21 protein-coding genes and 1 pseudogene are annotated in these 21010 nt (G+C 69.9%); 8 read left to right on the top strand and 14 right to left on the bottom strand.

Annotation, left to right across the window (positions count from 1 at the left end; all coding sequences use genetic code 11):
• Positions 1–124: 124 nt before the first annotated feature.
• The 3 genes from HJC40_RS43590 to HJC40_RS43580 all read right to left on the bottom strand — a co-directional run bounded on the left by HJC40_RS43590 (position 125) and on the right by HJC40_RS43580 (position 2538).
• Positions 125–844 carry a hypothetical protein gene (locus HJC40_RS43590; RefSeq protein ID WP_250009729.1) on the bottom strand — a complete coding sequence of 240 codons (720 nt, stop codon included), beginning with the start codon at positions 842–844 and terminating at the stop codon, positions 125–127.
• Positions 845–1054: 210 nt separating this feature from the next.
• Positions 1055–1966 (bottom strand): phosphotransferase, encoded by a 912-nt coding sequence (locus tag HJC40_RS43585; RefSeq protein ID WP_250009727.1) that lies wholly within the window; start codon positions 1964–1966, stop codon positions 1055–1057.
• Positions 1963–2538 (bottom strand): metal-dependent phosphohydrolase, encoded by a 576-nt coding sequence (locus HJC40_RS43580; protein ID WP_250009725.1) that lies wholly within the window; start codon positions 2536–2538, stop codon positions 1963–1965. Before HJC40_RS43580 ends, HJC40_RS43585 begins: the two co-directional genes overlap by 4 nt.
• Before the next feature lie 34 nt (positions 2539–2572).
• Here HJC40_RS43580 and HJC40_RS43575 point away from each other — a divergent pair, with 34 nt between their 5' ends.
• The gene (locus tag HJC40_RS43575) at positions 2573–3031 is read left to right on the top strand and encodes a hypothetical protein (RefSeq protein WP_250009724.1); all 459 of its coding nucleotides are present in this window, start codon (positions 2573–2575) and stop codon (positions 3029–3031) included.
• On the opposite strand, the gene HJC40_RS43570 is transcribed toward HJC40_RS43575, so the two are convergent.
• Both HJC40_RS43570 and HJC40_RS43565 read right to left on the bottom strand, forming a co-directional pair.
• The gene (locus tag HJC40_RS43570) at positions 3028–3609 is read right to left on the bottom strand and encodes a hypothetical protein (protein ID WP_250009723.1); all 582 of its coding nucleotides are present in this window, start codon (positions 3607–3609) and stop codon (positions 3028–3030) included. The two genes, HJC40_RS43575 and HJC40_RS43570, sit on opposite strands and share 4 nt — an antisense overlap.
• Positions 3610–3786: 177 nt before the next feature.
• Complete coding sequence (locus HJC40_RS43565; RefSeq protein ID WP_250009722.1) at positions 3787–4986, bottom strand: helix-turn-helix domain-containing protein; 1200 nt, start codon at positions 4984–4986, stop codon at positions 3787–3789.
• A 381-nt stretch (positions 4987–5367) separates the two neighbouring features.
• Here HJC40_RS43565 and HJC40_RS43560 point away from each other — a divergent pair, with 381 nt between their 5' ends.
• Genes HJC40_RS43560 through HJC40_RS43540 form a run of 5 tightly spaced genes read left to right on the top strand, consistent with a single transcriptional unit; the run spans position 5368 to position 10085 of the window.
• Complete coding sequence (locus tag HJC40_RS43560) at positions 5368–6486, top strand: ABC transporter substrate-binding protein (protein ID WP_250009721.1); 1119 nt, start codon at positions 5368–5370, stop codon at positions 6484–6486.
• Positions 6479–7378, top strand: coding sequence for an ABC transporter permease subunit (locus HJC40_RS43555; protein ID WP_250009719.1), 900 nt, complete (start codon positions 6479–6481; stop codon positions 7376–7378). Before HJC40_RS43560 ends, HJC40_RS43555 begins: the two co-directional genes overlap by 8 nt.
• A complete protein-coding gene (locus tag HJC40_RS43550) occupies positions 7366–8193 on the top strand; it encodes an ABC transporter permease (RefSeq protein ID WP_250009718.1) in 828 nt (275 codons plus the stop codon). The genes HJC40_RS43555 and HJC40_RS43550 overlap by 13 nt, the downstream gene beginning before the upstream one ends.
• Complete coding sequence (locus HJC40_RS43545; protein WP_250009717.1) at positions 8190–9209, top strand: ABC transporter ATP-binding protein; 1020 nt, start codon at positions 8190–8192, stop codon at positions 9207–9209. The genes HJC40_RS43550 and HJC40_RS43545 overlap by 4 nt, the downstream gene beginning before the upstream one ends.
• Before the next feature lie 60 nt (positions 9210–9269).
• Positions 9270–10085, top strand: a complete 816-nt coding sequence (locus tag HJC40_RS43540; protein WP_250009716.1) for a M15 family metallopeptidase — start codon at positions 9270–9272, stop codon at positions 10083–10085.
• Positions 10086–10239: 154 nt separating this feature from the next.
• Here the strand turns inward: HJC40_RS43540 and HJC40_RS43535 are convergent, their stop codons facing one another.
• The 5 genes from HJC40_RS43535 to HJC40_RS43515 all read right to left on the bottom strand — a co-directional run bounded on the left by HJC40_RS43535 (position 10240) and on the right by HJC40_RS43515 (position 14996).
• The gene (locus HJC40_RS43535) at positions 10240–11433 is read right to left on the bottom strand and encodes a PrsW family intramembrane metalloprotease (protein WP_250009715.1); all 1194 of its coding nucleotides are present in this window, start codon (positions 11431–11433) and stop codon (positions 10240–10242) included.
• Positions 11430–12092 carry a hypothetical protein gene (locus tag HJC40_RS43530; protein ID WP_250009714.1) on the bottom strand — a complete coding sequence of 221 codons (663 nt, stop codon included), beginning with the start codon at positions 12090–12092 and terminating at the stop codon, positions 11430–11432. Before HJC40_RS43530 ends, HJC40_RS43535 begins: the two co-directional genes overlap by 4 nt.
• 154 nt (positions 12093–12246) lie before the next feature.
• A complete protein-coding gene (locus HJC40_RS43525) occupies positions 12247–13443 on the bottom strand; it encodes a PrsW family intramembrane metalloprotease (RefSeq protein WP_250009712.1) in 1197 nt (398 codons plus the stop codon).
• A complete protein-coding gene (locus HJC40_RS43520; protein ID WP_250009711.1) occupies positions 13440–14012 on the bottom strand; it encodes a hypothetical protein in 573 nt (190 codons plus the stop codon). Before HJC40_RS43520 ends, HJC40_RS43525 begins: the two co-directional genes overlap by 4 nt.
• A gap of 348 nt (positions 14013–14360) precedes the next feature.
• Positions 14361–14996, bottom strand: a complete 636-nt coding sequence (locus tag HJC40_RS43515) for a DUF4232 domain-containing protein (RefSeq protein WP_250009710.1) — start codon at positions 14994–14996, stop codon at positions 14361–14363.
• A gap of 426 nt (positions 14997–15422) precedes the next feature.
• Between HJC40_RS43515 and HJC40_RS46820 the strand changes: the two are divergent.
• Positions 15423–15557, top strand: a pseudogene (locus tag HJC40_RS46820) (DUF2256 domain-containing protein); the annotation flags it as partial.
• A gap of 93 nt (positions 15558–15650) precedes the next feature.
• Positions 15651–15785, top strand: a complete 135-nt coding sequence (locus tag HJC40_RS43510; protein WP_250009709.1) for a DUF3253 domain-containing protein — start codon at positions 15651–15653, stop codon at positions 15783–15785.
• 15 nt (positions 15786–15800) lie between these two features.
• Here the strand turns inward: HJC40_RS43510 and HJC40_RS43505 are convergent, their stop codons facing one another.
• The 4 genes from HJC40_RS43505 to HJC40_RS43490 all read right to left on the bottom strand — a co-directional run bounded on the left by HJC40_RS43505 (position 15801) and on the right by HJC40_RS43490 (position 20948).
• Positions 15801–16145: a hypothetical protein gene (locus HJC40_RS43505; protein WP_250009708.1), complete on the bottom strand. Its 345-nt coding sequence runs from the start codon at positions 16143–16145 to the stop codon at positions 15801–15803.
• A gap of 140 nt (positions 16146–16285) precedes the next feature.
• Positions 16286–18085, bottom strand: coding sequence for a glycoside hydrolase family 15 protein (locus HJC40_RS43500; RefSeq protein WP_250009707.1), 1800 nt, complete (start codon positions 18083–18085; stop codon positions 16286–16288).
• 38 nt (positions 18086–18123) lie between these two features.
• Positions 18124–18690, bottom strand: coding sequence for a DUF2087 domain-containing protein (locus HJC40_RS43495; RefSeq protein WP_250009705.1), 567 nt, complete (start codon positions 18688–18690; stop codon positions 18124–18126).
• Between the two features lie 41 nt (positions 18691–18731).
• Positions 18732–20948, bottom strand: coding sequence for a glycoside hydrolase family 9 protein (locus HJC40_RS43490; RefSeq protein ID WP_250009704.1), 2217 nt, complete (start codon positions 20946–20948; stop codon positions 18732–18734).
• Between the last annotated feature and the right edge of the window lie 62 nt (positions 20949–21010).

The following is a 21010-nucleotide window of genomic DNA, read 5'->3' as shown; positions in this document are numbered from 1 at the left end:
CAGACCTGTTTCCTTCGCAAGAACTGGTCTATCGATGGCTCCACGCCTATATCCAGCACCGTCCGGTACTCATACTTTTGCCCGTGTCGTACCGAATCAGACACCTCTCCTTGCTGAGATCACGTCACTGGTCGGATAGGGCCGGCAGAGCAACAGAGACCTGTTCGTTCAGACTGATTTCCCTATCGCTGATCTCGCAGCGCGCGAACCATACGGAGGGATCGCAGAATGGATACCGGAGAGCGGTGAGTGAGCCGCGGGTCTCTGCGATCTTCCCTCGCATGGCCCAAGCCATGATGGTGAGCTCAGACCCACCTATGGACGGCGGCATGATGAACTCGTATGCGGAGTATGGGAGTAAACGGACCACGGGTGTTTCTGGTGCTCCTGGAGGCTGCCACGTCGGATTTTCCTCCAAACGAGGGGTTCCGGTTGGTCTAGCTCCGCTATTCAAGTACCTCTCGTCATCCTCATGGAAAGTCTGGATATCTCCCCTTATCGGTCGGAGGTCTCCCTGGACGACAACACCGAGCCGGCTCCCGGCGTAATTCTCGAGCCCTTCCCAATTTTCCTTGTCAACCCTGAGTTTTAGAGTAGCCAGACCAGTTTGCGCCTCCACCTTCAGTGCAACGGTCAGAGCAGGAATCTGGCCGTCGGGAGGGTTCAGAAAGTCAACTGTGACCCCGCCGAAGAATCCCGACACGGGAGTTTGAGGACTTACGTCCTTCAGCTGCCAGATGCCGGCCACTGTTACGAGGACGGCGAAAACGGCAAGTGCGCTCAGTGTCCGAACCCGGCTCGTGGGATCGGCTTCGCGGTCGGTGCCCCCCAAAGCTCGCTGCATCAAGCACCATCCGTTAGCAGTTCATGCTTGAAGGTGGGATCTCCGCCGTTTGGACCGGTCGTGATCTTCATGCTCCACGCTGGATCGCGCTCATGCTTGCCACGGTAAACCGCGCGTCCAAGGGTCGCCTCTCGAACGAGTGGCGGCCTCGGGATGGCTTGACGTCGGCGCTCGTGGATTCTCGCGTGCTTCTGCCGGTCGAGCGGGCGGCTACTCGAGCAGATCGACCGCGGCGCGCAGCTGGCGTTCGGCCGCGGCCGTGTCGCTCTGGTCGACCGTGTGCGTCTGGTCGGTGGCCTGGTGAAGGTGCCACAGCGCGGAGATGACGCGGTGCCAGCCGAGCGCCCATCGGGCCGGGGCCAAGCCTGCGCGCGGGGCTTGGGTGTCGCGGTGTCCCCCGGCCTGCACGTGTGCGTTGATCAGGGCGTCCATCGCCGGCACGTTGGTGGTGCGCATGCCGAGGATGCTGGCCAGGTCGAGCAGGCCAGGTCCGGTGTGGGCGAGTGGGACGTCGAGGATGTGTTGGCCGGCGGCGCTGATGTGGATGGCGGTGGGGTGGAGTTCGCCGTGGCAGATGCCGTAGGGCGGCCGGTCGGCGTCGGCGGCGCGGCGGGCGGTGATGTGGTCGAGGCGTTTGAGCGTGGTGTGCAGTTCGCCGGGGTCGGCGATCGCGCCGGTGGCGTGGGCCTGGTCGACGAGGGCGAGCGCGCGGCCGGGGGCGTCTTTCAGGGTGTCGGTGTTGATCGTGGGGTGGCCGGGCAGCGGGTCGGGTCGGTGCAGGTGCGCGGCCGCCGCGGCGGCGGTTTCCGGGAGGGACGGTGCGCGCAGGGCCGGGCCGAGGTCGGTCAGGAGCATGCCGGTGGTGGTGCCGTGCCGGGTGTGGGCGTGGAGCTCGGGGACGGGGATACCGGCGGCGGCGAGCGTGGCCAGCGCGCGGGGCTCGTTGGCGAAGGGCGGCCGGGCGTATTTGAGGATGAGGGTGCGTCCGGGCAGGTGAAGCCGCCGCACCCCGGACAGGTGCCATTCGCGGATGGTGTCGGCCCGGGTGGGGGCGGGAAGGTGTGCGGCCTGGCAAAGGTCGGCGGCGAGGCGCTCGAGCTCGGCGGGGTGCCAGCCGTTCACCGTGGGATTCCGGTGGTGGCGTCGTCGAGTCGGGTGAGGGCGGTGGCGAGGGCGGCGCTCATGGTGTCCGGGACGCGGCCGGCGCCGGCGGCGTGGCACTGGTGGAAGTAGGGCAGCAGGAGCAGCAGCGGTCGGCGGCGGGTGAAGAAGCCGGTGATGTCGCCGGATTTGCGGGCGCGGCTCATCAGTGAGGACAGTGCGACGATCCGGTCGGCGGTGGAGGCGAGCAGGACCTGGTGGTCGTCGACGACGATCTGCGGGTGATCGGTGTCGAGGCTGCGGTGCTCGTTGTGCATGACGCGGACGATGCGGCGCACGGTGGGCCCGTATCGGGTGGTGAGCAGCTCGTCGAGGTCCAGGGTGTTCGGGGCCAGGTCCGGGGAGTCGTGCAGCAGGGCCGCGGCGATGAGGTCGGTGCCCGGGTCGGGGATGTGGGCGCCGATGGTGACGGCGACTTTGACGGCGTGGGCCAGTGCGGGCCGGTCGTCGATGATCTCGCTGGCGCACCAGGTGCGGGCGTCGTCGAGGGCAGACTGCACGATCGGGTGGCGGGGTGGCGCGAGGACGGTCATCGGGGTGCGGTCCTTTCTCTCCTACGATGGGCGCATGGATGGCCCGTTGCCGCAGTGGTGTGATGACACGTGCTCGGTGTGCCCGGCGCAGGAGCTCGGGCCGGGCCGGTTCGATGTGGTGGCTCGGCCGTCGCAGGATTTCGCGTATCGGCCTGAGGTGGGGTGGCGGGTCGGGCCGGACGGGACGGCGGTGTGTGTGCACCCGTACCGGGTGGGGATGCCGCCGGGCCGGTATGCCTCCGCCGGGACGCCGGTGCCGTCGACGAGGGAGGCAACCCGGACGCTTCCGGCGCCCACGGCGGAGGCCTTGAAGCTGCCGGAGCACCTGGACGACCTGGAAGGCTGGTTGGTCGCGGTGCTGCGGACGGCAGCCGAGGATGAGATTTTCGGTGCGGTGGCGCGGGCCGAGCGTCAGGCGGGTGAGCGGTTCGCACCCGGCGCGGTGGTGTCGGCACTGCGCCGGGTGCTCTCGCGTGAGCTCGCTCGCCGTTAGGCGGGGATGGCCTCGAAAATGATGTCGTGGCTGCGGCCGCTGCCGACGATGCCGGCCTTGCCGTACTTCTCCTCGAGGATCTCGAGGCGCCGGTTCACCTCGGCGGAACCGAGCCAGTAGCGGCTGGGCTGCTCACCCCAGCCGGCGGCGGCGTAGTACGCGTCGGTGGTGCAGCCGCGGTTGTAGCTGAACTCCTCGTGCTCGGTGGCGTGCGGGAAGTGCACGCCGATCGCTTCCTGGATCTTGCAGATCACGGTGAACTGCGCGAGGACGGCGTGGACCATCTCGTCGACGGCCGGGGGCAGGAGCAGCTCGGCGGTTTCCTCGTCGCCGCCGGTCAGCTCGAACACGGCCGCCTTGAGCGCCAGCGAGCGCAGGGCCTCCTCCAGGAGCGGGGCGGCGTCGCGGCCGAGGTCCCACTGGCTGACCGTCGGGTAACCGGTGAAGGTCGCCCAGCAGGTCGAGTACCGCATGGACGAGCCGGTGAGCCGCTCGTAGAGCGGGTGCGCCTTGATCGAGTCGAGGATCTGCGCGGCGCGGGGACCAACCAGCTCGGGGGCGAGCGTCGGGGTTTTCATGCCATGGGTCCTTCCGGATCGGGGATTCTTTCCGGCTGGCCGGCCCGGTGGCCGGGCGGCTGTGCCGTTACCCCGAAACGTATGGCGCGACGGTGCCGCGAAGGTGACCCGCGCTGTCCCGGTAGGAGGGTCACCGACGGTGCAGAGGTGACCCGGGGCGGGTCAGTGCTTGGCTGGTCAGGTGTCCATGCCCATGCGCTGCGCCAGGGCGCGCAGGCCGGGAAGGCGCTGGGTGCGGCGGCGGGGCAGCAGCTCGGCGACGATGGCGCGGGCGATCGACTGGTGCGGCAGCGCTTCGGGGGCGAGTTTCTCGGCGCGCAGCACGGTGCCGACCGCTTCACCGGAGCGCATGTCGAGGGTCTGCGCCCAGGCGACGTTGAGCAGGTAGCGGGAGTGCATGGCCGGTGGCATCCGGTCGGGGTGCTCGACGCGCTGCGCTCGGGTGAGGGCCTGGCGGGGCTGGCCGGCTGAAATCGCGGCGTCGACCGCTCGCATCCCGACGACGGTCGGCCCGAACGGCATGCCGACGTACCGGGACACGGGGTCGTCGCCGAGGCGCGCGGCGGCGGACCCCATGAGCTGAATGACTTCGGCGGCATCGCTGTGCCGGCCGGACCGCGACAGGGCGACGGCGGAGTAGCGCAGCAGCTCGCCCCAGACGGCGAGCTGGTCGACGGTGGCGGTCGACAGCTTCGGCTCGATCCGCTCGGCGGTGGTCGTGGCCAGGTGCTCGGCTTCCGACCACAGCCCTTGCCGGGACAGCACCCATGAGCGGGTGGCCTGCTGGGCGGCCTCCAGCAGCTCGTCGCCGGCCTCGTTGGCGGCGTGGCGAGCGCCGTGCAGCGCGAGGTGGGCGAGGTCTTCGTGGGCGAGGTGGGCCAGCAGCGCCGCGGTGATCTGCAGGGTCTCGGCGAGCACGGTCGCGGCGATCGGCTGGTCGGGCTTCGCGGCGGTACTGACGGCGACGCGGGCGGCGCTGATCCGCTCGGGCAGGGCCCGGGCCAGGACCGGGTAGGAGCCGGCCCAGTACAGCTGCCACAGCTGGGCGACGCCCGGCTGGAGCGTACGGGCGGGGACCGGGTCGGCGCCCAGATCGGCGAGGCCGAGCACGGCGCGGCGCAGCTGCACCATCTCGGAGTCCTCGGCGCCGGTGGCCAGGCCGCGGTGTTTCCCGACGAGGTCGCCGGCGGCCACGTCCAGGGCGTGTGCCAGCGCGGTCAGGGTTTCCAACCGCACCGACTGGCGTTGGCCTTGCTCAAGCTTGCGGATGATCCCGACGGAGATCCCGGAGTTGTCGGCGAGCTGCTGCTGAGTCATGCCGCGGCGCTGGCGTTGCACGAGCAGGCGTTCGCCAAGGGAGTGCGATTCAGCTGCCATGACGCGTCCTTCCGTCGGACCCGGCCGGTCTGTCCCTTCCACGATACGGGGGGCTGAAGCAGGCTGGCAGCTGCAACGCCCGCCGCTCGACGGCTGTGTTCGCCTGGTCCTTTGGCGCGCGCGGGAAGCAGGCCCGCTGTTCGGGAGTGGTGTCGCATGCACTCGATGCGGCGGGGTGAGCCAAGCCGGAATGCGCAGCTATAGGCATTGATCACGCCGGGGCTTACGATCACGGCAACGCCTGGAGCAGGCCGGGACATCCGCCTGATCGGCCAAGTGATCGTCGTCGGGTGGACGCCTGATGGCCGCCTGCTGTCAAGCAAGCACTTTCATGATCACCCAGCGCGTACCGGCCCGGTGCGCGCAGAGGGAGGAACAACGGTGCGACCCATCATCCGCACGATCGCCGTCACCTTGGCGGCAACCACGCTGGCCGCGGTGGCGGCCTGCTCGCCGCCCGAGAAGGAGTCCGCGTCGTCGGGCTCCAGCGCGGCCTCCGCCACCAGCGCGGGCGACCTGGGCGGCATCGACAAGCTGGTCGAGGCGGCCAAGGCCGAGGGCCAGCTCAACGTCATCGCGCTGCCGCCCAACTGGGCGAACTACGGCGAGATCATCAAGGCCTTCGGCGACAAGTACGGCATCAAGGTCAACTCGGCCCAGCCGGACGGCTCGAGCCAGGACGAGATCAACGCGGCCAACCAGCTCAAGGGCCAGGACGGCGCCCCGGACGTGTTCGACCTCGGGGCCACGGTCGCGACGGCCAACATCGCCATGTTCGCGCCGTACAAGACGGCCACGTTCGCCGACGTGCCGGAGAACCTCAAGGACGCCGGCGGCGCCTGGGTCAACGACTACGGCGGTTACATGTCGGTCGGCTACGACAGCGCCAAGGTGCCCGCCCCGACCAGCCTGGCCGACCTGCTCAAGCCCGAGTACAAGGGCAAGGTCGCGCTCAACGGCGACCCGACCCAGGCCGGCGCGGCGTTCGGCGGCGTGCAGATGGCGTCGCTGGCCAACGGCGGCACCGTCGAGGACATCGCCAAGGGCGTCGACTTCTTCGGTCAGCTCAAGAAGGCCGGCAACCTGCTCCCCGTCGACCCCTCGGACACCACGATCCAGTCCGGTCAGACCCCGGTCGTCTTCGACTGGGACTACCTGAACGCGGCCCAGGTGTCCAAGCTCAAGACCTGGAAGACCTTCGTCCCGGACGGCGCGGTCCTCGGCTCGTACTACGTGCAGGCCATCAACAAGGACGCCCCGCACCCGGCCGCCGCGCGGCTGTGGCAGGAGTTCCTCTACTCCGACGAGGGCCAGAACCTGTGGCTCAAGGGTGGCGCCCGTCCGGTGCGGGCCGAGGCCATGGAGAAGGCCGGCACCATCGACAAGGCCGCGTTCGCCGCGCTGCCGAAGATCGAGGGCACCCCGGTGATCCCGACCGAGGCCCAGAACACCAAGGCCAAGGAATACCTGGCATCGAACTGGGCCAAGGCCATTGGCTGAGATCGTCGCGGCCGTCCCGCAGCGTGTGGCCAAGCGGCCGCGGCTGCGGGGCGTCACCGCCCTGCTGGGCGCCGTGCCGTTCTTCGCGTACGTGACGATCTTCTTGATCATCCCGACGCTGGTCGTGGTCATCGGCGCGTTCGCGGGCGACGAGGGCGGTGCCACCCTGGCCAACGTCAAGGCGCTCGGCGACTCGTACATCCTGGACGCCTTCGGCCGCAGCATCGCGCTCTCGGCCATCAGCGCGCTCGTCGGCGCGGTGCTCGGCGCCCTGCTGGCGTACGCCCTGGCGACCGCCAAGCCGGACGGCGTCCTGCGCCGGGTGGTGACCGCCGCGGCCGGCGTGCTGGCCCAGTTCGGCGGCGTCACCCTGGCCTTCGCGTTCCTGGCCACGATCGGGCTGTCCGGCTTCCTCACGGTGTGGCTGCGCGACACGTTCAGCGTCGACATCTTCTCGGGCGGCGTCTGGCTGTTCGAGCTGCCCGGGCTGACGCTGGTCTACACGTACTTCCAGATCCCGCTCATGGTGATCGTCTTCCTGCCCGCCCTGGACGGCATCCGGCCGCAGTGGCGGGAGGCGACCGAGAGCCTGGGCGGCACCACCTGGCAGTACTGGACCCGGGTGGCCGGGCCGCTGCTGGCCCCCGCCTTCCTGGGCTCGACCCTGCTGCTGTTCGCCAACAGCTTCTCCGCGTACGCCACCGCGGCCGCCCTGGTCAGCCAGGGCAGCCCGCTGGTGCCCCTGCAGATCCGCGGCGCGATCACCAGCGAGGTGCTGCTCGGCCAGCAGAACGTCGGCAAGGCGATGGCTCTGGGCATGGTGATCGTGGTCTCGGTCGTCATGGCGCTCTACACCCTGCTGCAGAGAAGGACGTCCAAATGGCTGGGGTGATCGCGCGGCGCGCCCGCAAGCAGCGCGTCTTCCGCTGGGCCGTGCTCACCGTGCTCGGCGTCTTCTTCCTGCTGCCGCTGGTCGCGATGGTGGAGTTCTCGACCCGCGACGCGACGACCTGGCCGGCGCTGGTCGACTGGCCCGAGCTGAGCGAGCGCTACCCCGCGCTGGCCGAGGGCATCACCGCGTCGCTGCTGCAGGCCGCGCTCACGGCGCTGCTGATGCTGGTGCTGCTCGTGCCGACCGCGGTGTGGGTGCGGTTGCGCCTGCCCCGGCTGCGGCGCCTGGTCGAGTTCCTGTGCCTGCTGCCGCTGACGATCCCGGCCATCGTGCTGGTCGTCGGGCTGGCGCCGGTGTACGCCTGGGTCACGTACTTCCTCGGCGGCTCGTCCCTGACGCTCGTCTTCGCGTACACGATCCTGGTCCTGCCCTACGCCTATCGCGCCATCGACGCGGGCCTGTCCGCGATCGACGTGAAGACGCTGGCCGAGGCCGCCCGCAGCCTGGGCGCCGGCTGGGGCACGGTGATGTGGCGGGTCGTGCTGCCCAACATCCGCTCGGCGGTGCTGTCGGCCGCGTTCCTGACGGTGGCGCTGGTGCTGGGCGAGTTCACCATCGCGTCGCTGCTCAACCGGACCAACCTGCAGGTCGCCATCAACTTGCTGGGCAAGAGCAACGCCACCATGTCGGTGGCCGTCTCGCTGACCGCGCTGCTGCTGGCCTTCGTCCTGCTGATGCTTCTGTCCCTGCTGGGCGGACGACGCCGCACGTCGGCCGTCGTGGCGCCCGCCCCCCTCAAGGAGCCAGCCGCATGAGCGGTGTCGCCGTACACCTCAACGGGCTGCGCCGGACCTTCGGGACCGTGCACGCCCTCGACAACCTCGACCTGTCGATCGAGCCGGGCGAGTTCGTCGCGCTGCTCGGCCCGTCCGGCTGTGGCAAGACGACGGCGTTGCGGGTGCTGGCCGGCCTCGAGGACGCCGACAGCGGGCAGGTGCTGGTCGGCGGCCGGGACGTCACCGCCCTGCCGGCCAACCGCCGCGACATGGGCATGGTTTTCCAGGCGTACAGCCTCTTCCCGCACCTGACCGCCCAGGCCAACGTGTCGTTCGGGTTGTCGCTGCGCGGCCGCTCCAAGTCGTCGGCCCGGGCCCGCGAGATGCTCGAACTGGTCGGGATCGGCGCCTTCGCCGACCGCTACCCGCATCAGCTCTCCGGCGGGCAGCAGCAGCGGGTCGCGCTGGCCCGCGCGCTGGCCATCGAGCCCAGCGTGCTGCTGCTCGACGAGCCGCTGTCGGCGCTGGACGCCAAGGTCCGCGTCCAGTTGCGCGACGAGATCCGGCGCATCCAGACGGAGGTCGGCACGACGACGCTGTTCGTCACCCACGACCAGGAGGAGGCCCTGGCGGTCGCCGACCGGGTGGGCGTCATGCGCGCCGGCAAGCTGGAACAACTGGCTGCCCCGGCCGACATCTACCTGACTCCGGCGACACCGTTCGTGGCCGAGTTCGTCGGCCTGAGCAACCGCCTGCCCGGCACGGTCACCGGCAACGAGGTCGAGGTGCTCGGCACCCGGTTGCCGTTGCTCTCACCGGCTTCGCAGGCTTCCGTCACTGCCCTCGTACGACCGGAGTCCGTGCAGGTCACCCCGGAAGCCGACGGCGACGGCCGGGTGCTGACGACCAGCTTCCTGGGCCCGATCAGCAAGGTCACGATCGCCGTCGGCGACGTGCTGGTGGTCGCCCAGGTGGCCACCGACCGGCTCGCCTCCCTGACCCCCGGCACCCCGGTCCGCGTGACCCTGCGACCCGTACCGGTGGCCCTGGCCTGACTTGGGAAAGTTTCACGTTTCCCTGCGCCACGCCCGGCCCGGTTCGTACGGTCTGTAGCCGTGCCGAAACGACTGCTCGCCGCCGCCCTGTCCGCCCTGCTGCTCGTGCCGTTGCTGGGTCCCGCCCCGGCCACGGCCACCCGTCCGGCCGGGCGGGCGGCGGCGGCCTGGCACGTGGTCCGCCCCGGCGAGACGCTGAGCTCGATCGGCGCCCGGCACGGGGTGAGCGCCCGCAACCTGGCCACCTGGAACCAGATCGCCCTGACCACCCCGATCCAGGTCGACGCGGTCCTGCGCCTGAACCGGCCCCCGGTCCCGCTCCCGGCGTTCCAGTCGAAGATCGTCCCGGTCACCGCCGGCGAGGTGAACTGGAAGGCGTCCGCCGGGTGCCCGGTCATCCCCGGCAACCTGCGCAAGCTCTGGGTGTCCTACATCGACTTCAACGGCGACTACCACGTCGGCAGCGTGGTGGTGCGTTACGACGTGGCCCGCCGCGCGCAGCAGATCTTCCGGATCCTCTACAACTGGCGCTTCCGCATCATGGCGATGGCCCCCATGCGGGTCAACATGCCGGCCCAGACGAACATGGCCGTGGTGACGGCCGGCTACAACTGCCGCCCGATCGGCGGCACGAGGGTCTGGTCGGAGCACGCCACCGGCACCGCGATCGACATCAACCCGTTCCAGAACCCGATGCTGCGCGGGCGTTCCCTGTCGCCGGCCAACAGCGCCCTCTACCTGAACCGCAGCCGCTACCTGATCGGCATGATCCACCGCGAGGGGGCCGCGCGGGCCTTTTTGTGGAACGGGTTCCACTGGGGTGGGCGCTGGACCAGCCTGAAGGACTACATGCACTTCAGCCTGACCAACCGCTGACGACCTGCGCATATGTGAATCACCCGGCCCGCTGGGCCGTGGCTGGGCCGTCGAAGGCAGTTGGGCGGCGCGGCCCAGCGGTTGCCACTGCGAGCCCGGGGGAACACGACGAAGCCCCGGCCCTCCCTGGTGGGGTGGACCGGGGCTCGTTGTCCTAGGCGGTCGGGGAGAGGCGGCGGAGTTCGTCGCGGGTGAACCGGACCCGTTCGGTCTCCTTCCCGCCCGCGGCGGCCAGCTGGTCGGCCAGGTCGTGCGCCGCCTCCAAGCGGTGCTGCCGATGCGAGCGGTCGGCCTTGCCGAGGGCGGCTTTGCGGTAGGCGCGGCGTTGCTTGCGGTCGCCGGCCAGGGCATCGAGTTCCTCACCGGTGATGACGCCCGCGTCGGCCTCGGGTTGCATGACCGTGCGCATCGCCGCGCGCTCCGGCTTGACCGTGTGGTTGAAGACCGTCACGACAATGGAGAGCGCGATCGCGAGCTCGGCCACCAGCATGATGTACGAGACCAGGAGATTGCCGCCGGACAGCACAGCGCCGGCGTCCCACCACCCATGCAGGACCATGGCGGTCAGCATCAGACCCAGGCCCAGGCCGGTACGGCGGCGTTGCGCCACGGTGCCGATCAGGAACACCACCCCCGTGCCGAAGATCGCCGTGTAGGCGATGTGGGAGGAGAAACCGGTCAGCAGCCGCAGCGCTGTGGTGCTCAGGCTGCTGCCCAGCTGGTCGGAGCCGAACTGCTCGCCGGCGGCGTTCAGGGCGTACAGGATGTCTTCCAAAATCTCGAAGCCGAGGCCGGCGAACGCGCCGATGATAAATCCGTCGTAGGCGGTACGGACCACCCTCGGGGCCAGGAACAGCAACAGCAGCACCCCGGAGCCCTTACCGAGCTCCTCGAAGATCGGCGCGGCGATCCCGGCGCCCCAGTTGTCGGCGAAGTTCTGCCCGAACAGCTTGCCGAGCAGATCGATCAGAGCGGTGTTGCCGTTCATGGCAATAGTCCACGGCGCGACGAAACCACCCCAGACGAACGCGGCCACCTTCACCGCGACCGGCTGACTGGAGTAGCGGTCGATGCGGGTGGTGAACCACCAGAAGAGCAATGCGTAGAAGGCGAAGACGATGCTGTTGACCGCCAGGGCCGGCGCGTAGAGCCGGATATGCACGTTGGCGTAGTCAGCCATGTAGTACAGCCCGTAACCCAGGGCGATGAGGAACAGCCAGTAACAGGCGTTGCGGGGCTGCCACAAACTCATCCGGTTGCCCCAGCCGGACCGCTCGATGGCGGCCTGCCGGGCGGCAACAGCCGAACCAGCGGCACCGACCGGTACAGGGTGGGAGTCAGCGGTCATGACCCACTCCCAGCGCTGACCGGCTGCACCGACTGAACCATCGCGGCGACTTCCTCACCCACGCTGTCGGCAAGCGTCTCCGGTCCTACGGCCTCGATCTCGACGCCGGTGCCGTCGAAGACAAACGCCGCGACCAAACCGACCGCGCTGGCACTGTCATAGTGCGCGGCCACGCCCTTGTCACCGTCAGCGTTGACGATTGTCACCGGTTCGCCGTTGACCCGGAATCCGCCACCGTCGACGCGAGTGCCTTCGTTGTTCTTCTTGATCTGCTCCAGCAGCTGCGCCGGGGTGCCGTCGTAGTCGTCGGTCCGCACCTTGAACGTGGTGCCCTGATAAGTCACCACCGCAATTTTCGGATAGCTGTTGCCCACGTCCGGCCGCCCCTGACGCAGACCTGTCGCGATGTTCGCCCCGACCGCGGGCACGAACTCCACGTCACCGACCTGGATCACGTCACCGGCGCGCACCGGGTCGGTGACCGGGACGGCTCTGTTGATGGCCGGCATCACCCAGACCGTGAAGACGAACAGCACCGCCACCACCGCGGCCGGCAGCAGCGTGCGCCGGTCGAGACCGAACAGGCGCCGGTCCGCCGGCACCCAGTCCTCCCGCCAGCGATCGAACCCGCTTGGATCTGACACGTACACCCCTGACATCACAACGCCCCAAACCCCCGCCATGGAATGTGATCACGACGCTCGCAACGCCGACGGCCAGCGCGGCCCGGCGAAGGTCACGGCGCGACCGGTGAACACGCCGAAGCCCCGGCTCCTCCGGCCAACGAGGCAGCCGGGGCTTCGCGCTCAGCGGTCAGCTCGGGGATTCAACCTCAGCTTTTCCCGGAGTCTTGGCCACGGCGGTTTCGTAGCGGTCGCGCAGGAGGCGGACTTCGAGCTTGTCCTGGTCGGCCTTCGGGCCCGGGCCGGTCTGGCCGTACTGCATGACCAGGTGCAGCTGCTTGCGCTGCAACTCGTGGTAGAGCCTCCCCGCCTTGCGGCCGTGCTGTTTACGGGCCTGGCGGCGCAGCTTCCGGCGGCTGCGCAGCGAGCCCAGCGCGTGCCGTTCCTCTGCGGTGATCAGGTCGTCGCCGTCGATGTAGGCATCCGCGATGGCGATGAGGTTGGTCGCCTCGTCACGTCCGGCGAGCCACCACAACAGGGCGCCCAGGACGAACAGCGGCAGCCCGCGCAGGAAGATCTGGAAGATGTTTTCGGGCTCCAACAGCGGGGAGTTCCAGAGGAAATGCATGGACCAGGCGATCAGGAAGAATCCCACGGCCACCGCGAGCCGGACACCGAACGGCTTGTGCCGGCGGGTCAGGAAGTACCCGACGCCGATCGCGGCGATCGAGGTGAACAGCGCGTGGCTCCACAGCCCGGACAGGATGCCGCGTACGAGCACGATCTGCAGGACCGGAGTGATCTCGTTGGGACTGGGATAGGACAGCCCTTGGCTGAGGGTGTAGCTCAGGTCCTCGGAAATCTGAAAACCCAGACCCACGAGCGCGCCGATGCTGGCCGCGGCCAGCAGGGTGCGGAACTGTGTGCGGGCGATCAGCACGAGCAGGATCACGCCGAGGATCTTGAGGGTTTCCTCGGTTGTCGGCCCGACGATCGCCGCGCCCCAGTCATCGGAGAACTCCGGGCTCGTCGTCTTGGACAACACCGACAGGAATTCCGTGTTCACCGGACCGGCCAGGTAGATGGCGCCGAGGCTGCCATAGGCGAAGGCAAGGACGAATCCCAGCGGTGGGTGCTGGGCGAACAGGTCAAGTTGCTGGTGGAAGAACCACAGCGGGATCGCCGTGTACAGGGTCCAGACCAGCAGGCCCAGCAACACCGTCACCGGTACGACCTGCGAACCCTGGTAGAGCTCTCGTGACACGGAGAACAGGCCGTTGGCCAGCAGGAAGATCAGCAGCCAGAACGCGAACCGACGTGGCTGGAAGAAGCTGTCCACGCCCACGGGCCCGCGAACAGCGGCCGGAGGATTGTCCAGTGTCGTCATGACTGCTCCGTCCGGACGCTGTCGATCATGGCTTGGTAGGCGGGCAGGCTCTGATCGAACGCCGAGTCCGGGCTCCGGCCGACCATCACGATCGCCCGGTCCGCGGCCTCATCGACAGAGACCCAGACCCGGCCCTGATCCTCCTGATCGAAGAAGCTGAACGTCGTACCGCTCACGCCGCCCGCCGTCGCGAAGGTGGCGTCGTTGTCGATCACACGGGCCCTACCGATCGCCTCGTCGATGTTCTTCTGCCGCTCGACCTCCTCGGCCAGCGTGCCCTCCCACGGCAGCACCTGAACGTTGAACTGCCCGGCCTGACCGACCAGCACCACCGAGGACGTCGAATCGCTCTGCGACGAGTCGGTCGCGTCGAGATACCAGCCGGCCACGGGCACGAAGCTCACCGCCGGCCCGACCTGCTGCACCGAACCCGCTGTGATCGGCTCCAGGTCCGGCTTCGTCTGGTCGTCCAGGACGACCCAGAGGCTGACGTACGCGACGATGACCGCCAGCACGGCCAGCCCGCCGGGCCAGGTCCGGTACGGCTCCCGGCGCGGAAGTTCGGGCAATTCCTTTGGTGCTTTTTCATGCAGTCCTACAGCCATGGTGTCCCTAATGCCTCGTGCGCGACCCCCGCCGCCGCCGCACATCCTTCCGGCACCTGCACACTGCGGCAACGACCTCACACAGGAAGTGACCAAGATTTCACGAGACGATCTTGACCAAGTCACGTCAGATGGTGACGTAAGGCCTCCGGCGGCCGGGCCACCCGCGCTGGACCCGGCGACTCTGGGATGCCGAGGCCCGGGGGAGCCGGCCCCATGATGCGGGCCTCCGGCAGCCGGGACTCCGCCCCGGCACGTGGATGGCAGCACCCGCGCCGGAGGCCGCGTCCCTGAGCGAGGCCGGGAAGCCGGTCAGGACCAGGCGCCGGTTTCGAGGCGTCCGGTGGTGCCGAGGTCGAGGGGCGACGGCAGGGTGACGAGCTGACGCATCCGGCCCGCGGTTACCGCCACCGCCAGCGACGCCCCGGTGTCCGACCAGCCGCTCGCGCTGGTGACGGTGTTGCGCCAGGTAAGCACGACATGCGCTTCCGTGCCCGGCTTCAGCACCAGCCGCCCCGGCGCCGTGGTGTAGCGCCGGCTGGGGAGCACGGCGACCTTGAGCGGCCGGCTGTCCTCGTCGAGGACGACGATGTCGGGCCGGCCGCGCACCTCGTACGGCTCGGTGCCGCAGTTGTGGAGGGTCAGCGCCATCTCCCGGTAGCCCATGGCCGCTTCCCCGCGTTCGGCGGTGATCAGCACGCCGAGCAGCGAGCACGCGGACGCCGGCTCGATCGTTGTGGGCGGGGTGGGACCTGCGGTGGTCGGAACAACGGCCGGTGAGGCTTCGATGCTGGGGGCCGCCGGCGGCTCGAGCCCGCTGGTCGCCTGCCACGGCTCGGAGCACGAGGCGATCAGCGGGAGCACGAGCAACAGGAGCGACCGGCGCAGCAGGACCACGCCGACGATCATGACGTATGCCCGCCAGGTGTCCCGTCGGACGCGCTTCATCGACCACGCCGCCGGACCCGGATCCCGGGCCGCTTTCCGGAAGAGTGGCGCGGGTTTAACAGTCCTTCCGCGGGGCAGCTTCGCTCAGTGCCGACGAACCAGAGCGGTCATTTCGCAGAGCACCCACGGCCGATGACCGCGAAGAACAGCAGGGCCCCGCGTTCGGGGACGAACCTGGCGGAGACCGTCGCGACAGCCGAGCGGCTGTGCGCGGACGCCGACGCCGCGCGCGAGCAGTCGGCTCACCTGATCGCGCGGGCCCGGAGGCTCGTCGCCGCCGGGCGGCGGCGACGGACCTTGTGAACGAGTGCCCGGCTGCCTCTGACCGGCCCGGTCCGCTGTTCGAAGGGGTCGCGCCCGACAAGACCCTCGGCGCGGAAAAGGTCTTTCGCCTTCTGCGGCCCGGACGACGACGCCGTTCCGGCGATGCCGGGCGGCTTGTGGAAAGGTGGACACATGCCAGTTCCGGCGGCCAAGACCTGCGACTCCTGCGGACGGACTATCACCTGGCGTAAGGCGTGGGAGGCCGATTGGGAAAATGTTCGGTGGTGCAGCGCCGCCTGTCGTCGCCGCGGTTTCCGGGACGCCGACCGGGACTTGGAGAATCGTATTGTCGTCGCGGTGGGCCGCCAAAAACGATTCCCGTTGTCGGGCATGGACGGGGATCGGGAGGACGTCCGCCGGGCGGCGCGGCGGCTCGCCGCGGCCGGGCGCCTGCGGTGGACGCAGAAGGGCCGGCCGGTCGACCCGAGCACCGCCCGCGGGGACGTCGAGGTCACTGCGGTCTGAAAGCCGGCGGCGAGCTCACCTGCGCTGATCGCCTTCGCCGGCCGGTGCGGCCGCCTGCACCCAGGGCGGGACCCGGTGACGCGTGGACGGCCGCAACCGGGTCGTGGACAGGTCCATCAGCCGGTCGGAGGAGACCGGATGCGACCGTACGACGCGGTGGGCTTCCGGCGGTGATCCGGTCCGCCGGGCCGAACGGGCCCGAGAATGCCGTCGCCTGATGCGGGCGGGACTGTGGTCACCCACTTCGGCAATGCGCTTCAGCATTCGGAATCCGACCAGGCAGATCGCGGCGGGAATGATGAGGGCCACCAGCTTGAGAATGATGGAAAGGGTGCTCACAAACTCACCGTAGCCGAGCAATCACACGATTTCGTGGCCTGCGGATGCCGTTGTGCGGCGATGATCGGGCACCGTCGAATCCACCGACCGACGCCCCCACCGGCGAACGTCCTAATTCGATCAGGTGGGGTGAACATCGGTCACCGCAGCGTGCGGGGGCGTCAGCGCAGCCCTTCGGCCGCGCGGGCCTCGGTCGCGGCCGTGGTCGCGGTCAGGGTGCGGGCCGTATCGATCAGCGGGACGTGGCTGAAGGCCTGGGGGAAGTTGCCGACCAGGCGGCCGGCGTCGGTGTCGTACTCCTCGGAGAGCAGGCCCACGTCGTTGCGCAGGGCCAGCAGGCGGGTGAAGGTCTCGCGGGCCTCGTCGTGCCGGCCCATCAGGGCGTAGTTGTCGGCCAGCCAGAACGTGCAGGCCAAAAAGGCGCCCTCGCCCGGCGGCAGGCCGTCGACGTCGGTGTCGTGGTGCTGGGTGTAGCGCTGCACGAAACCGTCGACCAGCAGCTCGCGCTCGATGGCGGCGACCGTGCCGACGACCCGGTCGTCGTCGGCCGGGAGGAAGCCGACCAGCGGAACCATCAGCAGGGCGGCGTCGAGCTCGGCCGAGCCGTAGTACTGGGTGAACGTCCGGCGCGTGGTGTCGTAGCCCTCGGTCAGGATCTCCTCGCGGATCTCGTCCCGCAGCGCGGTCCACCGGTCGGCCGGGCCTTCCAGCCCGAACTCCTCGACCGCCTTGACCGCCCGGTCGGCCGCGACCCAGGCCATCAGCTTGGAGTGCACGAACTGCTTCGGGCCGCCGCGCACCTCCCAGATGCCCTCGTCGGGGTCGCGCCAGTGCTGTTCGACGAACTCCATCAGCTTGACCTGCAGGCCCCAGGACGGGTCGTCGGCCTTGAGACCGGCGCGGCGGCCCTGGTGCAGGGCGTCCATGACCTCGCCGTAGACGTCGAGCTGGAACTGCCCGGCGGCGGCGTTGCCGATCCGGACGGGGTTGCCGTCGTAGCCGGTGAGCCAGTCGGCGATGTACTCGTCCAGGCGGCGCTCGCCGGCCACCCCGTACATGATCTGGAGCTCGGCCGGGTTGCCGGCGATCGCCCGCAGGAGCCATTTGCGCCAGGCGGTGGCCTCGGACTGGAAGCCGCTGTAGAGCAGGGACTGCAACGTGATCGTGGCGTCGCGCAGCCAGCAGAAGCGGTAGTCCCAGTTGCGCACGCCGCCCAGTTTCTCGGGCAGGCTGGTGGTGGCCGCGGCGACGATGCCGCCCGTGGGGGCGTACGTCAGGGCCTTGAGGGTCAGCAGGGAGCGCACCACGGCGTCGCGCCATTCACCCTCGTACGTGCAGGCCGAGACCCAGCCGCGCCAGTAGCCCTCGGTGACACCCAGCTGGTGGACCGCGTCGAGCGGCTCGGGCCGGGTCAGGTGGGACGGCCGCCAGGTGAGCACGAACGGCACCCGGTCGCCCGCGCGGACGGTGAAGTCGGCCCGGGTGGCCAGGTTCTCGCCGCGCGTCTCGGCGGGCGTGCGCAGCCAGACCGCGTCCGGGCCGGCCACCGCGACGAGGTCGCCCTGCTCCTGGTAGACCCAGGGCACGACGGTGCCGTAGTCGAATCGCAGGCGCAGCACCATGCTCATCGGCACCTCGCCGCGCACGCCCTCGACGATCCGGATGACGGCCGGCGCCTCGGTGCGCGGCGGCATGAAGTCGATCAGCCGCACGACGCCGCCGCCGGTCTCGAACTCGGTCTCCAGCACGAGGGTCTCGTCGCGATAGCGCCGCCGCGTGGTGAAGGAGCCGGCCGGCGCGATCGTCCAGTGCCCGTTCTCCTCGTCGCCGAGCAGGGCGGCGAAGATCGCCCCGGAGTCGAAGCGGGGCACGCAGAGCCAGTCGATGCACCCGTTGCGGCCGACGAGCGCCGCCGTCTGCGTGTCCGCGATGATCGCGTAGTCCTCGATCGGTAGCGGCATATCCGATCGGTTACCCGGCGTCCGGAGACTTCAACCGGTCAGGAGCGGGCGGACGGAACCGGGCGGCCGGCGCCGTACGTGGTGCCGGCCTGGTCGCGTTCCAGCCAGCCGGTCTCGACCAGCATCCGCCGGGCCGCGGCCACGTCGTCGGTCACCGCGGCCAGGCGGCGGTTGACGGTCTGCTCGTCGTGCAGGCCCTCGAGCGCCAGGAAGCGGGCCAGCAGCTCGCCCAGCAGCGTGTACCGCTCGCTGAGCGTGGGCGGCATGGTGGTGAGGCGGCCGTGCGTGAAGTTGCCGCGCAGCTGGGGATAGTCACCCAGGTAGGCGCTGATCGGCTGCTCGCGGTCGAGCGCCAGCGCGGTCTCGCGCAGGATGCCCGGCGACGCGCGGTAGATGCCGTTGCCCGTGCCGGTGGCCAGCCCGGCGGCGACCAGGCGGGCCAGCGTCTCGCCGGCCGTCTGCACCGGTACGTCGATCGTGTAGGCCAGCTCGGCGATGGAGGCGCCCTCCGAGCCACGGTGGACCAGCTCGGCGAACGCCCGCAACCGCAGCGGGGTGGCGAGCTGGCTGAGGATCTCGGCGGCGCGGGCGGCTTCGGCTGACATTCCGTCACCGTAGACTCACCCGCGCCGCCGGAGCGACCCCTTTACAGCTCCGCGACGTACGCCGCGATCGACGCCAGCGGGGCGTTCCAGTTGATGGTCAGCTCGTTGGTCGACCACGACTGGATGTCGTCGATGTAGCAGAACTGACCGACGCAGCCGGTGAGCTTGCTCTGGGCGTACGGGTCCTGGATCGACGAGTTGGGTCCGCCGGCCAGCGTGCCCACCGGCGGGTTGGGCAGCGCCGGGTCGAGCTGCCGGGCGTACCAGCGGCTGTGCTGGTTCTGCGAGCTGACCTCGCCGTACCCGGTCACGTAGGAGATGTTGAGCGCGTTGCGGCCGAAGATGTAGTCCAGGCCGGTCAGCACGCCGTCCCGGAAACGGTCCCGGCCGGTCAGCTTGTGCGCCGCCGCGATGACGACCATGTTGTTGAGGATGGTGCTGTTCGAGCCCCAGTCCCAGCTGTTGCCGGCCGGGGCGTACGGGACGCCGTAAGCGTGCTGCCGCTGGATGGCCAGGTACTTCTCGGCTCCGGCGATGACCGACGCCTTGACGGCGGGCAGGCCGGGCAGCCGGTTCGGCACCAGCGCCAGATCGAGGCGGCCCGCTGCGGCGGTGTTGCCCCAATCGAAGGCGCCGGCGCCGAACACGTCGGCGGTGTGCTCGGGCGACGAGAGCACATCCGCCTGGTACCCCTTCTCCCCCGTGGTCAGGAAGAGCTCGGCCGCCGCCCAGTAGAAGTCGTCGGTGACCTTGGCGTCGTTGTAGGCGCCGCCGCCGACACCGTCGGACTCCGGGGCGTACCGGTCGGGGTTGGCCTTGGCCGCCGCGTAGGCGGTCCGGGCCGCGGTCAGCGCCCGCTGGGCGAAGGCCGCGTCGTACTTCTTGTAGACGCGCGCCGCCTGGGCCGCGGTGGCGGCCAGGTTGAGCGTCGCCGCGGTGGACACCGGGTGCAGCTCGCGCGGCTGCGGGTCGAGGTGCGGCAGCAGCGGCAGCCCGGTCCAGTTCTGGTCGTGGATCTTGTGGTGGGCCATGCCGGCGTACGGCTGACCGGCCGGCACCTGCATGCGGAGCAGGAAGTCGAGCTCCCAGCGCACCTCGTTGAGCAGGTCGGGGGTGCGGTTGCCGCTCTCCGGGATGGCCAGGCCGACCTTCTTCAGGCCGGGCGAGCGCTCGTACGCGTTGAGCAGCTCCCACACCGAGATGCCGCCGTTCACCACGTACTTGCCGTGGTCGCCGGCGTCGTACCAGCCGCCGCGCACGTCGAGCCGGTAGTCGCAGACGCCGGCCTGGCAGGGCACGTCGCCGTCACCCTGGTTGGGCGCGACGTCGACGTGGCCGGCCGGGCGGCCGTAGCCGGGGCGCAGCGCGTCGTCGATCGCGATGCCGCTGCGCTGGGTGTAATAGAACTTCAGGGCGTCGGTCCGCAGCTTCTCGTACGCCTCGGCGCCGATGTCGAACGGCCGGCTCGTCTCGCCGTCCACCGTGAGGGTGTAGCCGGTGCCCTTGCGGGTGTAGCGGCTGAAGTCGACGCTGTGGACGTTCTGCCCGGACGACACGTCGACGCCGCGCGGGGTGCTGCGGCCCTGGGCCACGACCTTGCCGGCCCGGTCGGCCAGCTTCCACGGGAGCGCGGTGGTCGCCTCGGTCACCAGCGTGGCGCCCTTCGGGCCCTTCGGGACGTACGCCACCTGGTTGACCCGGACGCGGGGCCCGGTGTCCGGCTCGTAGACCTCGGGCGGCACGCCACCCACCAGGGACACATTGTCCACGCAGAACCTCCACGGCTCCGGGCTGCCGCCCAGCTGGAACGCGACCTGTCCCTGCGCCGTGCTCGCGCCGGCGGTGAACGTCCACTCATAGTGCTGGGTCGCGCCCAGCACCGGGGACTGTTCGAAATACGTGTCGTACGGGTCGACGGCCAGACCGACGACCGCCCGCACACCGCGGCCGGCCGGGTCGCCGCTCGCGTCGAAGGAGAACCGGTAGGTCTCCCCCGCGACGAGATCGATGTCGTTCTGCCCGACGATCGCGTCCCACTTGTTGGTCGTGCCGCCGGGCACGTCGGCGCAGGCGCGCCCGTCGTCGAGGGCGAGCGTCATGCCCGCGTTGGCCCAGAACGGTTCCGTAGAGGTATCGAAAGCCCCGTTGACCACTTGCTCGACCTCGGCCGCGGCACTGGCCGGCGCGGCGACGCCCGCGGCCACCACCGCGGCCGCCCCGAGCACCGCGACAACGCGGGAGCGCTCCCAAATTGACATGCAGTCATCCTGATCGATGCCGTGACGCCCTGTCAACGATCAGGAAACGCCGCGTTCACGAT

Origin of the sequence: Actinoplanes sp. M2I2, assembly GCF_023544445.1 — a bacterium.
In the GTDB taxonomy this organism is placed as follows: Bacteria; Actinomycetota; Actinomycetes; order Mycobacteriales; family Micromonosporaceae; genus Actinoplanes.
Note: the sequence above shows the minus strand (reverse complement) of the source record. Positions and strands in the feature narration are given on the sequence as shown.

Bases quoted from the DNA above. Each gene is read 5' to 3' on its own strand.
- HJC40_RS43525 (WP_250009712.1), bottom strand. From the start codon at position 13,443: ATGACGACACTGGACAATCCTCCGGCCGCTGTTCGCGGGCCCGTGGGC.
- HJC40_RS43495 (WP_250009705.1), bottom strand. From the start codon at position 18,690: ATGTCAGCCGAAGCCGCCCGCGCCGCCGAGATCCTCAGCCAGCTCGCC.
- HJC40_RS43500 (WP_250009707.1), bottom strand. From the start codon at position 18,085: ATGCCGCTACCGATCGAGGACTACGCGATCATCGCGGACACGCAGACG.
- HJC40_RS43515 (WP_250009710.1), bottom strand. From the start codon at position 14,996: ATGAAGCGCGTCCGACGGGACACCTGGCGGGCATACGTCATGATCGTC.
- HJC40_RS43535 (WP_250009715.1), bottom strand. From the start codon at position 11,433: ATGACCGCTGACTCCCACCCTGTACCGGTCGGTGCCGCTGGTTCGGCT.
- HJC40_RS43550 (WP_250009718.1), top strand. From the start codon at position 7,366: ATGGCTGGGGTGATCGCGCGGCGCGCCCGCAAGCAGCGCGTCTTCCGC.
- HJC40_RS43545 (WP_250009717.1), top strand. From the start codon at position 8,190: ATGAGCGGTGTCGCCGTACACCTCAACGGGCTGCGCCGGACCTTCGGG.
- HJC40_RS43590 (WP_250009729.1), bottom strand. From the start codon at position 844: ATGCAGCGAGCTTTGGGGGGCACCGACCGCGAAGCCGATCCCACGAGC.
- HJC40_RS43530 (WP_250009714.1), bottom strand. From the start codon at position 12,092: ATGTCAGGGGTGTACGTGTCAGATCCAAGCGGGTTCGATCGCTGGCGG.
- HJC40_RS43510 (WP_250009709.1), top strand. From the start codon at position 15,651: ATGGACGGGGATCGGGAGGACGTCCGCCGGGCGGCGCGGCGGCTCGCC.
- HJC40_RS43565 (WP_250009722.1), bottom strand. From the start codon at position 4,986: ATGGCAGCTGAATCGCACTCCCTTGGCGAACGCCTGCTCGTGCAACGC.
- HJC40_RS43580 (WP_250009725.1), bottom strand. From the start codon at position 2,538: ATGACCGTCCTCGCGCCACCCCGCCACCCGATCGTGCAGTCTGCCCTC.
- HJC40_RS43490 (WP_250009704.1), bottom strand. From the start codon at position 20,948: ATGTCAATTTGGGAGCGCTCCCGCGTTGTCGCGGTGCTCGGGGCGGCC.
- HJC40_RS43575 (WP_250009724.1), top strand. From the start codon at position 2,573: ATGGATGGCCCGTTGCCGCAGTGGTGTGATGACACGTGCTCGGTGTGC.
- HJC40_RS43570 (WP_250009723.1), bottom strand. From the start codon at position 3,609: ATGAAAACCCCGACGCTCGCCCCCGAGCTGGTTGGTCCCCGCGCCGCG.